16 protein-coding genes are annotated in these 14,438 nt (G+C 73.3%); 14 read left to right on the top strand and 2 right to left on the bottom strand.

What is annotated here, in order from left to right; all coding sequences use genetic code 11:
• Window positions 1-101: 101 nt before the first annotated feature.
• The 9 genes from hpt to QWY28_RS02525 all read left to right on the top strand — a co-directional run bounded on the left by hpt (window position 102) and on the right by QWY28_RS02525 (window position 7,570).
• On the top strand, window positions 102-653 hold the full coding sequence (gene hpt, locus QWY28_RS02565) for a hypoxanthine phosphoribosyltransferase (RefSeq protein WP_300950731.1): 552 nt from the start codon (window positions 102-104) through the stop codon (window positions 651-653).
• A gap of 99 nt (window positions 654-752) precedes the next feature.
• Window positions 753-2,840 (top strand): ATP-dependent zinc metalloprotease FtsH, encoded by a 2,088-nt coding sequence (ftsH, locus tag QWY28_RS02560; protein WP_300950730.1) that lies wholly within the window; start codon window positions 753-755, stop codon window positions 2,838-2,840.
• Window positions 2,837-3,457 (top strand): GTP cyclohydrolase I FolE, encoded by a 621-nt coding sequence (folE, locus tag QWY28_RS02555; RefSeq protein WP_300950729.1) that lies wholly within the window; start codon window positions 2,837-2,839, stop codon window positions 3,455-3,457. Before ftsH ends, folE begins: the two co-directional genes overlap by 4 nt.
• 8 nt (window positions 3,458-3,465) lie before the next feature.
• On the top strand, window positions 3,466-4,362 hold the full coding sequence (gene folP / locus QWY28_RS02550; protein ID WP_439117219.1) for a dihydropteroate synthase: 897 nt from the start codon (window positions 3,466-3,468) through the stop codon (window positions 4,360-4,362).
• A complete protein-coding gene (gene folB, locus QWY28_RS02545) occupies window positions 4,359-4,727 on the top strand; it encodes a dihydroneopterin aldolase (RefSeq protein ID WP_300950728.1) in 369 nt (122 codons plus the stop codon). The genes folP and folB overlap by 4 nt, the downstream gene beginning before the upstream one ends.
• Complete coding sequence (gene folK, locus QWY28_RS02540; RefSeq protein ID WP_300950727.1) at window positions 4,720-5,289, top strand: 2-amino-4-hydroxy-6-hydroxymethyldihydropteridine diphosphokinase; 570 nt, start codon at window positions 4,720-4,722, stop codon at window positions 5,287-5,289. The genes folB and folK overlap by 8 nt, the downstream gene beginning before the upstream one ends.
• The gene (locus tag QWY28_RS02535) at window positions 5,286-5,783 is read left to right on the top strand and encodes a DUF3180 domain-containing protein (protein WP_300950726.1); all 498 of its coding nucleotides are present in this window, start codon (window positions 5,286-5,288) and stop codon (window positions 5,781-5,783) included. The genes folK and QWY28_RS02535 overlap by 4 nt, the downstream gene beginning before the upstream one ends.
• A 10-nt stretch (window positions 5,784-5,793) precedes the next feature.
• Window positions 5,794-6,408 (top strand): hypothetical protein, encoded by a 615-nt coding sequence (locus QWY28_RS02530; RefSeq protein ID WP_300950725.1) that lies wholly within the window; start codon window positions 5,794-5,796, stop codon window positions 6,406-6,408.
• Window positions 6,409-6,481: 73 nt separating this feature from the next.
• Entirely contained in the window at window positions 6,482-7,570 is a 1,089-nt protein-coding gene (locus QWY28_RS02525) for a GNAT family N-acetyltransferase (RefSeq protein WP_300950724.1), read from the top strand.
• Window positions 7,571-7,598: 28 nt separating this feature from the next.
• Here the strand turns inward: QWY28_RS02525 and QWY28_RS02520 are convergent, their stop codons facing one another.
• Complete coding sequence (locus tag QWY28_RS02520; RefSeq protein WP_300950723.1) at window positions 7,599-8,591, bottom strand: ABC transporter ATP-binding protein; 993 nt, start codon at window positions 8,589-8,591, stop codon at window positions 7,599-7,601.
• A 4-nt stretch (window positions 8,592-8,595) separates the two neighbouring features.
• Between QWY28_RS02520 and QWY28_RS02515 the strand changes: the two genes are divergently transcribed.
• From QWY28_RS02515 to QWY28_RS02505, 3 genes are all read left to right on the top strand, one after another.
• A complete protein-coding gene (locus QWY28_RS02515) occupies window positions 8,596-9,312 on the top strand; it encodes an ABC transporter permease (RefSeq protein ID WP_300950722.1) in 717 nt (238 codons plus the stop codon).
• Window positions 9,312-10,040: an ABC transporter permease gene (locus tag QWY28_RS02510; RefSeq protein WP_300950721.1), complete on the top strand. Its 729-nt coding sequence runs from the start codon at window positions 9,312-9,314 to the stop codon at window positions 10,038-10,040. The genes QWY28_RS02515 and QWY28_RS02510 overlap by 1 nt, the downstream gene beginning before the upstream one ends.
• 61 nt (window positions 10,041-10,101) lie before the next feature.
• A complete protein-coding gene (locus QWY28_RS02505) occupies window positions 10,102-11,049 on the top strand; it encodes an ABC transporter substrate-binding protein (protein WP_300950720.1) in 948 nt (315 codons plus the stop codon).
• Here QWY28_RS02505 and QWY28_RS02500 read toward each other — a convergent pair.
• On the bottom strand, window positions 11,046-12,173 hold the full coding sequence (locus QWY28_RS02500; RefSeq protein WP_300950719.1) for a glycosyltransferase family 2 protein: 1,128 nt from the start codon (window positions 12,171-12,173) through the stop codon (window positions 11,046-11,048). The genes QWY28_RS02505 and QWY28_RS02500 overlap by 4 nt on opposite strands.
• A gap of 34 nt (window positions 12,174-12,207) precedes the next feature.
• On the opposite strand from QWY28_RS02500, the gene QWY28_RS02495 reads away from it, so the two are divergent.
• Both QWY28_RS02495 and QWY28_RS02490 read left to right on the top strand, forming a co-directional pair.
• Complete coding sequence (locus QWY28_RS02495) at window positions 12,208-13,365, top strand: sulfotransferase family protein (RefSeq protein WP_300950718.1); 1,158 nt, start codon at window positions 12,208-12,210, stop codon at window positions 13,363-13,365.
• Entirely contained in the window at window positions 13,362-14,288 is a 927-nt protein-coding gene (locus tag QWY28_RS02490; protein WP_300950717.1) for a glycosyltransferase family A protein, read from the top strand. The genes QWY28_RS02495 and QWY28_RS02490 overlap by 4 nt, the downstream gene beginning before the upstream one ends.
• Window positions 14,289-14,438 lie beyond the last annotated feature (150 nt).

Below are 14,438 nucleotides of genomic sequence, written 5' to 3'. Positions count from 1 at the left end.
GAGGGGCGGGGGTGCGCGGTGCACCCCCGCCCCTCGGGCGTCCCGCCGAGCCCCGGGGCCCCCGGACCGGGCTCCCGGCGGCGGCGGAATACGCTGCTGCCATGGACGCTGCTGACGTGTCGGACGACCTGCTCAACGTGCTCTACACCGAGGCCGAGATCCAGGCGCGGATCAAGGAGCTGGCCGCCGACATCGAGGCCGACTACGCGGGCAAGGACCTCCTGATCGTCGGCATCCTCCGCGGCGCGGTGATGGTCATGGCCGACATGGCGCGCAGCTTCTCCCGCCACGTCGAGATGGACTGGATGGCGGTGTCGTCGTACGGCTCCGGCACCAAGTCCAGCGGCGTGGTCCGCATCCTCAAGGACCTCGACACCGACATCAGCGGCCGCCACGTCGTGATCGTCGACGAGATCATCGACACCGGCCTGACGCTGTCGTGGCTGACCTCGAACCTGAGCAGCCGCAACCCGGCGAGCGTCGAGATCGCCACGCTGCTCCGCAAGCCCGAGGCCCTCCAGATGCCGGTCGACGTCAAGTACGTCGGCTGGGACATCCCCAACGAGTTCGTGGTCGGCTACGGCCTCGACTACAAGGAGCGCTACCGCAACCTGCGCGACATCGGGACGCTGGCCCCGCACGTCTACTCCTGACGTGTTCCTGAGGGGAGCCTGAGCGGGCCGGACCGGCCCTGCTCCCGTTGCCGCGGACCTGTACCGTCAGAGGTTCAAGACGAGCGTCGGAAGAAGCCTGTGAAGCGGATATTCAAGGGTCCTTGGATCTGGATCGTGGTCGCCGTGGTCGGCGTCCTGCTGGCCCTGCAGTACCTCGCGCCCAGCGGCGGGTACGACGAGATCGACACCTCCCAGATGGAGGAGTACATCGCCAACGGCGACGTCCAGGAGATCACGTTCATCGACGGTGACCAGAAGATCGAGGCCACGCTCGACGACGGCGTCCGCGACGACGGCGAGAAGGTGATGACCCACTACGTGCTGGGTCAGCAGACCGACATCATCGACGCCGTCGACGAGCAGCGCGCCGAGGGCACCATCGAGAAGTCGAACTCCGAGAACCCCCAGCCCAGCCTGCTCGGCTCGATCCTCGCGACGCTCCTGCCGTTCGCGCTCATCATCCTGCTCTTCCTGTTCCTCATGAACCAGGTGCAGGGCGGCGGCGGCCGCGGCGTCATGCAGTTCGCCAAGAGCCGCGCCAAGCTGATCTCGAAAGACATGCCGAAGACGACGTTCAGCGACGTCGCCGGCGCCGAGGAGGCCATCGAGGAGCTCGGCGAGATCAAGGAGTTCCTCCAGGAGCCGGCGAAGTTCCAGGCCGTCGGCGCGAAGATCCCCAAGGGCGTCCTGCTCTACGGTCCGCCGGGCACCGGCAAGACGCTGCTCGCCCGCGCGGTCGCCGGCGAGGCGGGCGTGCCGTTCTACTCCATCTCCGGCTCCGACTTCGTCGAGATGTTCGTCGGCGTCGGCGCCAGCCGCGTCCGGGACCTCTTCGAGCAGGCCAAGGAGAACGCCCCGGCGATCGTCTTCATCGACGAGATCGACGCCGTCGGCCGCCACCGCGGCGCCGGCATGGGCGGCGGCCACGACGAGCGTGAGCAGACGCTCAACCAGCTGCTGGTGGAGATGGACGGCTTCGACGTCCGCGGCGGCGTCATCCTCATCGCCGCGACCAACCGCCCCGACGTGCTCGACCCGGCCCTGCTGCGCCCGGGCCGCTTCGACCGCCAGATCCAGGTCGACGCCCCCGACCTCGCCGGCCGCCACCAGATCCTGCAGGTCCACAGCCGCGGCAAGCCGATGTCCCCGGACATCGACCTGCTCTCGGTCGCACGGCGCACGCCGGGCTTCACCGGCGCCGACCTGGCCAACGTGCTCAACGAGGCCGCCCTGCTGACCGCCCGCAGCAGCCAGAAGCTGATCACCGACCAGGCGCTGGACGAGGCCATCGACCGCGTCATCGCCGGTCCGCAGCGCCGTACCCGGCTGATGAGCGAGAAGGAGAAGCTCATCACCGCCTACCACGAGGGCGGCCACGCCCTCGTCGCGGCGGCGCTCCCGGGCACCGACCCGGTCCACAAGATCACGATCCTCCCGCGCGGCCGGGCCCTCGGCTACACGATGGTGCTGCCGGACGAGGACAAGTACTCGCAGACCCGCTCGGAGATGCTCGACAAGCTCGCCTACATGCTGGGCGGCCGGGCGGCCGAGGAGATGGTCTTCCACGACCCGACCACCGGTGCCGGCAACGACATCGAGAAGGCGACCTCGCTCGCCCGCGCGATGGTCACCCAGTACGGCATGACCGAGCGGCTCGGCGCGATCAAGCTCGGCGAGACCCAGGGCGAGCCGTTCCTCGGTCGCGACATGGGCCACTCGCGCAACTACTCCGAGGACGTCGCCGCGATCGTCGACGAGGAGACCAAGCAGTTCCTCGCCGCCGCGCACCAGGAGGCCTTCGACATCCTCGAGGAGAACCGCGACGTCCTCGACGCGCTGGTCCTGGCCCTCCTCGACAAGGAGACGCTGGACAAGGCCGAGGTCGCCCGGATCTTCGAGCCCCTGCGTCGCCGCTCGCCGCGACCGGCATGGACCGGCTCGCCCACCCGCAACCCCTCCGCGATCCCGCCGATCGAGATCCCGCAGGAGATCCGCGACCGGGCCAAGGCCAACGGGACCGTGCCCGCCGGTGGTGAGGGCGGGTCCATCGTGACCCCGCCCGGGCCCGGCGGCGACGTCCACGGCGGCCCCGGCGCGGGGCCGATCGGCCCCGTCGACCCGCCCGCGCCGCCGTCCCCGGGTCCCTACCCCGGCGGGCCGGCATGACCGACCGGGTGAGCCAGGTCGAGCGTGACCCCTCCGAGGTCCCCGCGTTCGACCAGGCCCGCGCCGAGGCGGCCGTCCGCGAGCTGCTCATCGCGATCGGGGAGGACCCCGACCGCGAGGGGCTGCTCGAGACCCCGGCCCGGGTCGCCCGTGCGTACGCCGAGGTGACCGCCGGGCTGCGGATGCGGCCCGAGGACGTCCTCTCCACCACCTTCGACCTCGGTCACGAGGAGATGGTGCTGGTCCGCGACATCGAGCTGTGGTCGATGTGCGAGCACCACCTGGTGCCGTTCACCGGCGTCGCGCACGTCGGCTACATCCCGGCGGAGTCGGGCAAGATCACCGGCCTGTCCAAGCTGGCCCGGCTCGTCGACGTCTACAGCCGCCGCCCGCAGGTGCAGGAGCGGTTGACCACGCAGGTCGCCGACGCGCTCGTCTCGATCCTCGAGGCCCGGGGGGTCATCGTCGTGATCGAGGCCGAGCACTTGTGCATGACCATGCGCGGCGTGCGCAAGGCCGGCGCGCGCACCATCACCTCCGCGGTCCGCGGCAGCTTCCTCACCGAGCCCGCGACGCGTGCCGAGGCGATGTCGCTCATCCGCGGCGGCACCCGCTGAGGGCACCGGTGGCCACTCCCGTTCCGGGCCCGCGCCCGGCGTCGGCGGTCGGCGGGCTGTTCGTCCCGCTCGGCCGGCCCCGCGTCATGGGGATCGTCAACGTCACGCCCGACTCCTTCTCCGACGGCGGCCGGTATGTCGAGCCCGACGCCGCCGTCGCCCACGGCCGGCGGCTGCTCGCCGACGGTGCCGACGTCCTCGACATCGGCGGCGAGTCCACCCGACCCGGCGCGACCCGGCCGCTGGTCTCCGAGGAGCTCGACCGGGTCGTCCCGGTCATCCGCGAGCTCGCCCGCGAGGCGGTCGTCTCGGTCGACACCATGCGCGCCGAGGTCGCCGAGGCCGCGCTCGAGGCGGGCGCGACGATCGTCAACGACGTCTCCGGCGGCCTCGCCGACCCGCGGATCCTCGCGGTGACGGCCGCTGCGGACGCGGTGTACGTCGCCATGCACTGGCGCGCCCACAGCACCCGGATGGCCGACTTCGCGACGTACGACGGGCCCGGCGGCGTGGTCGGCACGGTCGCGGCGGAGCTGGCCGAGCGGCTGGAGGCCGTCCTGGCCGCCGGCATCGACCCCTCCCGCGTCGTCCTGGACCCGGGGCTCGGCTTCGCCAAGCGCGGCGAGCACAACTGGGAGCTGCTGCGCGACCTCGACCCGATCACCGCCCTGGGCCAGCCGGTCCTGGTCGGGGCCAGCCGCAAGTCGTTCCTCGGACGCCTGCTCGCCGGCGACGCCGGCGACCCGCGGCCGGTCGAGGAGCGCGAGCACGCGCACACCGCCGTCGTCGCCCACCTCGCCCAGCAGGGCGTGTGGGGCGTCCGGGTGCACGACGTCCGAGCCGCCCGGGACGCCCTCGCGGTGGCCGAGGCGCTGCACCGTCCACGACCCGAGGAGGGGCCATGACCGACGAGATCTCCGTCACCGGCATCGAGTGCTGGGGCCACCACGGGGTCTTCGACTTCGAGCGACGCGACGGGCAGACGTTCGTCGTCGACCTGACGCTCGGCGTCGACACCGCTCCCGCGGCCGCGAGTGACGACTTGCACGACACCGTGGACTACGGAAGTCTCGTCGCGGCGGTCACGACCGCCGTGCAGCAGGATCCGGTCGACCTGATCGAGACCCTCGCCCAGCGGATCGCGGACGTCTGCCTCGCGGACGCCAAGGTCGAGTGGGCGCGGGTCACGGTGCACAAGCCGGACGCACCCGTCGACGCGACGTTCGCCGACGTCGCACTCACCATCACTCGGAGGGCCACCCGTGACTGAGACCCCCAACCCGCACATCATCGACGCGGACACCCTCACCGGGGAGATGCGCCCGATCCGCCGTGCGGTCCTGGCCCTGGGGTCGAACCTCGGCGAGCGGATGGCGAGCCTCCAGGGAGCGGTCAACGCGATCGCCGACACCCCCGACGTGTGGGTCACCTCCGTCTCGCCGGTCTACGAGACCGAGCCGGTGGACTCCCCGGCCGACGCGAAGACGTACCTCAACGCCGTCGTCCTCATCGACACCACACTCGCCGCCACGCGCCTGATGGACCGCGCGCTGGCGATCGAGGACGCCTTCGAGCGCGAGCGCGGCGAGGTCCCGAACGCACCGCGCACCCTGGACGTCGACCTCATCGTCGTGGGCGACCGCCGCAGCGACGAGCCGAGCCTGCAGCTGCCGCACCCCCGCGCGCACGAGCGGGCCTTCGTGCTCAAGCCGTGGTTCGACCTCGAGCCGGACGCCGAGATCCCCGGCCGCGGGCCGATCAGCGAGCTCCTGGCCGGCATCGGCACCGACGGCATCGCCGTGCGCGAGGACCTGCGGCTCGAGGTCGAGTGAGCGACCCGCTCGGCACCCCCGGTCCGCCGGGGGAGGAGCCGGGCGGGACCCTGCGGCCCACCTCGCCCGCCGCCCTCACGGGGTGGGCGATCGCCGGGCTGGTCGGCGGGTGGCTCGTGCACCCGGTCGCGGACAGGTACGGCACCGCGCCGATCATCACCTGGGCCCAGCCGCTCGCGCTGCTGCTCGTCGTGGCGATCCTCGGCGCGACCGCCTGGGTGACGCACCGCCAGGTGCACGTGCGCCGCGAGCGGCTCGACCCGCAGCAGGCGGTCAACCGGTTGGTGCTGGCTCGCGCGTGCGCGTACGTCGGCGCGCTCGTGGCCGGCGGCTACCTCGGGTACGCCGTGTCGTGGATCGGCGTGCCGGCCGAGCTCGCCGAGCAGCGCGCGTGGCGCTCAGCCGCTGCCGCGCTCGCCGGCGCCGGTGTGGCGATCGCCGCGTTGCTGCTGGAGCGAGCGTGTCGCGTCCGGTCCGACGACCCGGCGCCCTAACCTGCTCGACATGGCAACCCCAGCAGCAACACCGGTCACGTCCGCCTCGCGTCGTCGGCAGCGCTCGACGCGGCTGACCGTCGCCGTGGGGCTGCTCGTCCTCAGCGCGGTCCTCGTCGCCGCGGCCCTGGCGACCGGCTCGTGGGCGCTGACCGCCGCCGCGGCCGTCCTCGCCGTCGCCCTCGGTGCGGCCGCCACCAGGATCACCCACGCCGAGCTCGCCCAGTCCCGGCGCGACGCCGCCCGCGACCGTGCCGAGCAGGCGCAGGCCTACCGCCGGATGAGCGACGACCGTGCCGCCGAGCACGCGGCGTACGTCGAGACCGTCGAGCGGCGCATCGCCGAGCGCGAGGCGAGCATCGCCGACCTCGAGCAGGGGCTGACCGCCGCGCAGCAGCGGGTCGCCGACGCGACCCTCAAGGTGGGCGCCGAGGCGCGCCGCGCGGACGCCGCCGACCGGGCCCGCGCCGACCTGGCCGCGGACCTCGACGCCGCCGAGGAGCGCGCGGCCGAGGCGATCGTGCGGATGGCCGAGCTCGAGCAGGAGGTCGACGTCCTCCGTGCCGAGCTCGAGGTCGTGACCGCGGCTTGGCAGAGCGCCGAGTCGCTGCGCAAGCGCGCCTGACCCGCGGACGACGCGTGGTTCGCCACACCGGCCCGGGGTTTGCCCCACCCCGCTCCGGGGAGACTTCTCCTTCGTGATCCCTGAGGACTCCCGGTTCGAGAACGACCCCGAGGAGCTCGTGGCGGAGGCGCCGGAGCTCCCGAGCGGATGGGCGGTCGGGAGCCCCGACCCGGCCGACCGGTTCGACGTCGCGCGGCTCACCCACCTGCTGCGAGCCCACGAGCGGCACGGTCGCGGGTGGGCCGGAGCAGGGGTCGACGACGTCCTCGTCGAGGTCTCCGAGCACGGCCTGCGGACCCGCCAGAACGTCGTCGTCCGCGACGCCGACGGCGAGATCCGCGCCTGGGGCAGCGCCCACGACCGGGCCGCCGGCCGGATGCTCTTCGTGCACGTCGTCGAGCGCGACCTGCCCGAGCGGGTCGCGAAGGCCTGCTCCGACGTGCTGTTCGAGTGGGCCGTGGGCCAGGCCAAGGTGCTCGGAGCGGCGCGCGGCCTGGAGTCGCAGCAGATCGACACCGGCGCGTTCGCCGACGACGAGCGCCAGCACAAGTGGCTCGCCGACGCCGGCTTCGAGCGCGTGCGCACCTGGTGGCAGATGAGCCGCCCGGTGGTCTCCGACGAAGCGGACCTCGTCCCGGAGCCCGCGCGCTGGGAGGACCGGGGCGTGGTCTTCCGCCGGGTCCGCCGCGCGCCCGAGGGCGGCATGCCGGACGCCGAGGACCTCCGCAAGGTGCACGAGGTGCTCGAGGGCGCGTTCGTCGACCACTTCAACCACCACGAGGAGACCTTCGAGGAGTTCGTCCACCGCCTCCGTGAGGACCCCGGCCACCGCTGGGACCACTGGTGGCTCGCCGAGCTGGTCGAGGACGGCGGCCGCACGCCGGTCGGCACCCTCGTCGGTGCGGTCTCCGAGAGCTCCGGCGGCGGCCCCGACGGCTCGTACGTCGAGTACCTCGGCGTCCTCGAGGCCGCCCGCGGCCGCGGCGTGGCCAAGGGCCTGCTGCGCACGATCATCGCCGACGCCGCCGCCCGCGGGCGCGACCGCGTGGGGCTCGAGGTCGACGCCGACTCCTCCACGGGCGCCGACGGTCTCTACACCTCCATGGGCTGGGTGACGAAGTACGTCACCGAGTCCTGGCACCGCGACGTCCCCGTCGGCTGACCCGGCGCCGCCACGCAGGCGCTCGGGGTCAGGCCAAGGAGGCCCGCAGCGCCCGGTGGACGCCGGCGGGGGTGAGCACGCCGAGCATCTCCGGCCCGCGGCGCACGGCGACCATGCCGTGGTCGCTGCGCAGCATGGCCGCGAGCGCCTCCTCGAGCGTGGCGCCCACCTCGATCGCGGCACCGAGGTCGCCGAGGCGGACGCCGTCGATCGGCTCGAGGTGCTCGGGGTCGACCGGCGTGACCGTGAGCCGCCGGAGCCCGCGCTCGGAGCCGACGAAGTCGGCCACGAAGTCGTCGGCCGGCCGGGCGAGCAGCTCGGCCGGCGTCGCGTGCTGGGCGAGCCGGCCGCCGGCGGCGAAGACGGCGACCCGGTCGCCCATCCGCACCGCCTCGTCGATGTCGTGGGTGACCAGCACGACGGTCTTGCCGAGCTCGCGCTGGAGCCGCAGGAACTCGTCCTGCAGCCGCACCCGCACCACCGGGTCGACCGCGCCGAACGGCTCGTCCATCAGCAGCACCGGCGGGTTCGCCGCGAGCGCCCGGGCCACGCCGACGCGCTGGCGCTGGCCGCCGGAGAGCTGGTGGGGGTAGCGGTCGGCGTACGTCGCCGGGTCGAGCCCAACGAGCTCCATCAGCTCGCCGGCGCGCGCCCGCGCGGTGGCCCTCGACTCGCCGTACAACAGCGGCACCGTCATCACGTTGGTGAGGATCTTCTGGTGGGGGAAGAGGCCCACCTGCTGGATGACGTAGCCGATGCTCCGGCGCAGCCGCACCGGGTCCTCGCCGGTGACGTCGCGGCCGTCGATCTCGATGCGGCCGGTGCTGGGCTCGATCAGCCGGTTGATCATCTTCAGGGTCGTCGACTTGCCGCACCCCGAGGGGCCGACCAGGCAGAGCAGCTCGCCGGCGGCGACGTCGAGGTCGAGCGACTGCACGGCGACCGTGCCGTCGCCGTAGGTCTTCCCGACACCCGAGAGCCGGATCATCGCCGTCCCGCCCGCAGGCCCGGTAGCGTCCATGCGCGTGACAGTACTGGGGGTGGCCGCGTCGGCGCCTGCGGTCGAGCCGAGCTGCTACAGCCGGCTGACCAACGAGTGGTTCTGCCTCGACTACGTCAGCGACCGGCGCGAGGAGATCCTGGACGCCGCGAGCGAGCACCTGCTGATCACCGTGCTGGCGGTCGGTCTGGGCGTCGTGATCGCCGTTCCGCTGGCGCTGCTGGCCCGGCGGCTGCCTCGGCTGGAGTCGACGGTGCTGGGGCTCAGCACCGGCCTCTACACGGTGCCCTCGATCGCGCTCTTCCCGCTGCTCGTGCCCTTCACCGGGCTGACGATGACCACGGTGGTCATCGGTCTCGCGCTCTACGCGCTCACCGTGCTGGTGCGGGCCTTCCTCGAGGGCCTCCGCGCGGTCCCGGCCGAGGTGCGCGAGTCCGCCCGCGGCCTGGGGTACGGCGCCGGCCGGATGCTCGTGCGGATCGAGCTGCCGCTCGCGCTGCCGGTCGTGATGGCCGGACTGCGGGTGGCGACGGTGTCGACCGTGGCCCTCACGACCGTCGGGTCGCTGGTGTCGCACGGCGGGCTCGGCAACCTGATCCGCGACGGCGTGACCACGAACTTCCGGGCCGAGCTGCTGACCGCGGCCGTGCTCTGCGTGGTCATCGCCTTCGCGCTGGACGCGCTGATCGTGGTGGCCCAGCGGCTGCTCACGCCGTGGACCCGGGTCGGGGGTGCCCACTGATGCGGGTGCTCCGCGACGCCTGGGACCACCTCCTCGCCGCCTCCAGCTGGACCGGCGAGGGCGGCATGCTCGAGCTGCTGGGCCAGCAGCTGCTGCTCACGGCGACCGCACTGCTCCTCGCCCTCCTGGTGGGCCTGCCGGTGGCGCTCGGCCTGGGCCACCTCGGCCGCGGCGGGTTCCTCGCGGTCAACGTCTCCAACGTCGGGCGGGCGGTGCCGACGTTCGCGCTCCTGGCGCTGCTGGTCACCCTCGACTGGCCCGGCACCGACTCCTTCGGGCCCTACGGCCGGGCCGGCATCGCCACCCTGCTCGCCCTCACCCTCTTCGCGCTGCCGCCGATCATCACCAACGGCTACGTCGCGGTCCGCGAGGTCCCGGGCGACGTCACCGAGGCCGCCACGGGCATGGGGATGACCGGCGCCCAGCGGTTCTGGCGGGTCGAGCTCCCGCTCGCGCTGCCGCTCGTGCTCTCCGGCGTGCGCCTCGCGCTCGTGCAGGTCTGGGCCACCGCGACCATCGCCGCGCTCGTCGCCGGGCCGGGCCTGGGCCGGGTGATCACCGATGGCTTCTACCGCAGCCAGTACGGCCAGGGCATCGCCGGCGCCGTCGTCGTCGCTCTCGTCGCGCTGGTCCTGGAGCTGCTCGCGGCCACCCTCCAGCGGCTCGTCGCCCGGGACCGTCGGGACCCCGTGGCTACTGTGTCGACCGGGCACCACCCGGCCGGGTGAGGCCTGCTCCATCCGGACACGCGCGGTGAGCAGCGCCGCGGGACACAGAAGGAACACCAGCATGCAGGTACGACGCCCACTCGCCGCCGCCCTCGCGGCGGGATCCCTCCTCCTCGCCGGGTGCGCCGGCGACGACCTCGCCGAGGACCCCGCCGAGGACGACTCGACGCCGGCGGCGACCGCCGGCGGCCCGGTCAGCATCTCCGGCCAGAACTTCCCGGAGGCGACCCTCGTCGCCTCGATGTACGAGCAGCTCCTCGAGGACGCCGGCTACGACCCGACCGTGCGCCTGGTCGACTCCCGCAGCGTCTACATCGAGACCTTCCCCGGCGACGTCGACGTCGTGCCGGAGTACGTCGGCGGCATCGTCAACGAGCTCAACGCCCGCAAGCTGGGCGACAAGGCCGAGCCGTTCACCGCCGGCGACGGCGACGAGCTCGCCGAGGAGGGGGCCGACCTCCTCGAGGAGCAGGGCATCACGCTGCTCGACGTCTCCGAGGCCACCGACACCAACGCGTTCTTCGTGACCCAGGAGTACGCCGAGGAGAACGGCGTCACGAAGCTCTCCGACCTGGAGGGCGAGTCGGTCACGCTGGCCGCCGCACCGGACTGCGAGGGCCGCCTGGACTGCGAGGGCGGGCTGGTCGACGAGTACGGCATCGACGTCACCAAGGTGCTCCCGCTCGGCTTCGCCAGCGACCAGACCTACCAGTCGGTGCTCGACGGGGAGTCGCAGCTCGGCCTCACCAGCACCACCGACGGCACCCTGGAGTCCCAGGGCCTGGTCGTCCTCGAGGACGACAAGCAGATCCAGCCGGCCCAGAACCTCGTGCCGGCCGTCTCGACCGACTTCCTCGAGGAGCACCCCGACGTCGAGGAGGTGCTCAACGCGCTGATGGCCGCGCTCACCACCGAGAACCTCACCGAGCTCAACGGTCGCGTGGCCGTCGACCGCGAGAAGCCCGAGGACGTCGCCCGCGACTTCCTCGAGCAGGAGGGCCTGCTCTAGGCCTCGTGCGGACGCAGCTCCAGGGCCGCGGGTGCGACGGTGCGCAGGTCGATGACCGGCACGTCCAGCCGCGGCCCTGTCGGCGTCTGCACCCGCGGCAGCGGGCCGTCCAGCGCGCGCAGGTGCGACACGACCGCCGCCGCGTCCTCGCGCCGGCCCTGCTCGACCAGCCACCCGACGAGCCGGTACGCCGGCGTCAGGCCCGAGTGGGTCAGCGACCGAGCGCTGTACAGCTCGACCACGCCGGCGTGGAGCAGCTCCCACCACGCGTCGGGGCAGCCGGGGATCTCGTCGAAGTAGCGGTGCAGGTCGCCGGCCAGCACCCGGTCGCGGAAGACGCGGGTCACGGCCTCCGAGCCGTGCGCCTCGACGCTGGCCAGCGCCATCCGCTTGGTCGCCCAGCGGTCGCGCAGGTCCTCCAGGGAGGAGCGCTGCTGGGTGATCGAGGTGCCGTCGTGGCGGATCCGCCAGTGGTAGACCACCTCGGGCACCACGCCGAACCGCCGGGCGCGCAGGTAGGCGTCGGTCGTCGTCGGCTGGTCCTCGTAGCGCACGCCCTCGGGCCACGCCAGGCCAGCGCCCTCCCAGAAGTCCCGGCGGAACAGCTTGTTCCACGCGAAGACGTCCCCGAGGAGCTCCGGGTGCTCCTCGATGGTCAGCGCCTCCCGGGTGGCGTGCAGGCGGCGCATCCACGGCGGCTCGGCCAGCCCGCCGTCCTCCCACCGGGCCACCGACCCGGTCACGAAGTCGCTGTCGGTGCGCTGCAGGTGCCGCAGCAGGGTCGCGTACGCCCCGGGCGGCACGACGTCGTCGGAGTCCGCGAACGTCACCAGGTCGCCGGTCACGTGGCGCAGCCCCTCGTTGCGCGCGGCACCGAGGCCGTGGTTGCCGGTGTGCACGACGCGGACCCGCGGGTCCCGCTCGGCGTAGGCGTCCGCGATCGCGCCGGATGCGTCGGGGGAGCCGTCGTCGACGACGACCACCTCGAGGTCGAGGCCCCGGGACGCCTGCGCCAGCACGCTGTCCAGGCACGCGGCGACGTACTGCTCGACGCGGTAGACCGGGACGACCACGCTGACCCGTGAGCGGGCGCCCGTCCGACGTGCCCACGGTCGCAGCTGCATGGCCCGACAGTAGTGAGCGATAGGCTCCTCGGTCGTGAGTGCCCCCGCAGCGCAGCCGCCCGTGGACCCCTCGGCCGTCGACCCCACCGACTACCCGCGCAAGGTGCTGTTCGTCGCCGGTGCCGGACGCAGCGGCACCAGCACGATGGCCGGCCTGATGCAGATCCTCGGCCTGCACGTGCCGCAGCCGGAGGTCGTGGCCGACGAGACCAACCCCAAGGGGTTCGGCGAGCCGGCGTGGGCCGTCGAGCACCACGACCGCCTCCTCAAGGAGGCCGGCGTGCAGGTGAGCGACTCCCGCCCCGACGCGTGGTTCGAGACCGGCCGGGTCTCCACCCGGGAGAAGGAGCGGATCACCACCGCCGAGTGGCTGGAGTCGCACTTCGCCGTCAGCAGCGAGCTGGTCGTCAAGGACCCGCGCCTGGCGTGGTTCCTCTCGCTGTGGCGCGTGGCCGCCGTGCGCACCGGCGCCACCCCGGTCTTCGCCACGATGCTCCGGCCGCCGGCCGAGGTCGTCGGCAGCAAGCAGACCTACTACAAGAACCGCCTCGGCTCCGCCCACCTCGCGGCGTCCTGGCTGAACATGCTGCTGCACACCGAGCGCGCCACCCGCGCCTCCGCGGAGGCCGGCGCGGACGGGACCGACGGAGCGGTCGACGGCAGCGCGCGGGTCTTCGTGCGGTACGGCGACCTCCTCGACGACTGGACCCGGACCTGCATGCACGCCGGCGAGACGCTCGGCCTGCAGCACGTCCTGCACGCGCGCAGCGAGCAGATCCGCGACGGCCACCGCTTCGTCGACCCGTCCCTGCGCCGGGTCACCCAGTCCCTGGAGGACCTCGGCCTGCCCCGCCGCCTCCACGAGCTGACCGCCGACACCTGGACCGAGCTGAACAAGCTCGCCGACCCCGGCGGCGACACCCCCGAGGTGCACCGCACCCTCGACCAGCTGCGCGAGGCGTACGTCGAGCTCTACGAGGAGTCCGAGGCCATCTCGCGCTCCTCGGTGGTCGCCGCCGAGCAGCGGGTGCGCCGCGAGCTCAAGGGCCGCGCGCCCGCCGCCCGTCCGGGCCGGGCCCCGGCCGCTCCCGCCGGTGACCTCGCGGACCGGATCCCCCACGGGCTGCGCGCGGCCATCCCGCCGTCGGTGCGCCGCGGACTGCGCAAGGCCGTCGGCAAGACCCGCCCGTGACGGCGCACCTGGGCCGCACCGGCCTGAGCAACCTCGAGGGCCACACCGACTACGACATCACCTGGCCCTGGACCCGGCCCGAGGGCCTGCGCCCGGGCACCACCGCGGTGCTGCGGGTCAAGGACGAGGCGCCGTCGCTGCCGTTCGTGCTGCCGCCGCTGCTGCGGGCCTGCGACCACGTCCTCGTGGTCGACAACGGCTCGACCGACGGCACCCCCGACGTCGTCCGGGAGACCGCCGAGCGGCACGGCCGGGCGGACCGGCTCACCCTGACGTCGTACCCCTTCGCGGTCGCCCGCGCCGGCGCCGAGCACCTGGCCGTGCACGAGCTGTCGGTGCACTCGCTGTCGTACTTCTACAACTGGTGCTTCGCGCAGGTCGGCACGCGCTACTCCTGGAAGTGGGACGGCGACATGGTGCTGACCACCGAGGGCGAGGTCTCCATCGCGGACCTGTCCTGGCAGGTCGGCGACGTGCAGACGATCGTCCGCGTGCCGCGGCATCCGCTCTTCCTGGCCTCGGACTCCCTCGGGTACCTCGACCTCGGCCTGCGCAACGCCGAGGAGTGGGGCTTCCCGATCGGGCCGGACTTCGTCTACACCAAGGCGTTCGAGTGGGAGATCCGCACGACGCCGGAGGACGTGCGGTCGATCGGGCTGCCGTTCGGGCTGTGCGTGGAGCTGAAGTACCTCGACGGCGACGAGTTCGCCCACTGGACGGACCCGGACTCCTTCGCGACGTCGTGGCGCAACAAGCGCAAGCGGCGCGAGTGGGAGGTCTTCAACGCCCTGCGTGAGGGGACCGTGCCCGCCGGCGTCGTCCGGATCGAGGCGCCCGCCGGCACCCACATCGTCGACCACGTCACCCACGAGTGGCTGCCGCGTGCGCCCCGCCCCCTCGACGTGGGCCCCCAGCGCCGCTGACCTTGCCCCGCCCGCTGCCTGAGCGTGTCGAAACCCCGTGAGCCGGCGCTCCCGCTGGTTGAGCAGCGAGCGCTGGCGAGCGTGTCGAAACCCCGTGAGCCGGCGCTCCCGCTGGTTGAGCAGCGAGCGCTGGCGAGCGTGTCGAAACCC

This window comes from Nocardioides oceani (genome assembly GCF_030412965.1).
Classification (GTDB): Bacteria; Actinomycetota; Actinomycetes; order Propionibacteriales; family Nocardioidaceae; genus Nocardioides; species Nocardioides oceani.
Note: the sequence above shows the minus strand (reverse complement) of the source record. Positions and strands in the feature narration are given on the sequence as shown.

Coding starts and splice junctions, on each gene's coding strand:
- hpt (WP_300950731.1), top strand. CDS start 102: ATGGACGCTGCTGACGTGTCGGACGACCTGCTCAACGTGCTCTACACC.
- folE (WP_300950729.1), top strand. CDS start 2,837: ATGACCGACCGGGTGAGCCAGGTCGAGCGTGACCCCTCCGAGGTCCCC.
- folB (WP_300950728.1), top strand. CDS start 4,359: ATGACCGACGAGATCTCCGTCACCGGCATCGAGTGCTGGGGCCACCAC.
- QWY28_RS02530 (WP_300950725.1), top strand. CDS start 5,794: ATGGCAACCCCAGCAGCAACACCGGTCACGTCCGCCTCGCGTCGTCGG.
- QWY28_RS02520 (WP_300950723.1), bottom strand. CDS start 8,591: ATGGACGCTACCGGGCCTGCGGGCGGGACGGCGATGATCCGGCTCTCG.
- QWY28_RS02510 (WP_300950721.1), top strand. CDS start 9,312: ATGCGGGTGCTCCGCGACGCCTGGGACCACCTCCTCGCCGCCTCCAGC.
- QWY28_RS02505 (WP_300950720.1), top strand. CDS start 10,102: ATGCAGGTACGACGCCCACTCGCCGCCGCCCTCGCGGCGGGATCCCTC.
- QWY28_RS02500 (WP_300950719.1), bottom strand. CDS start 12,173: ATGCAGCTGCGACCGTGGGCACGTCGGACGGGCGCCCGCTCACGGGTC.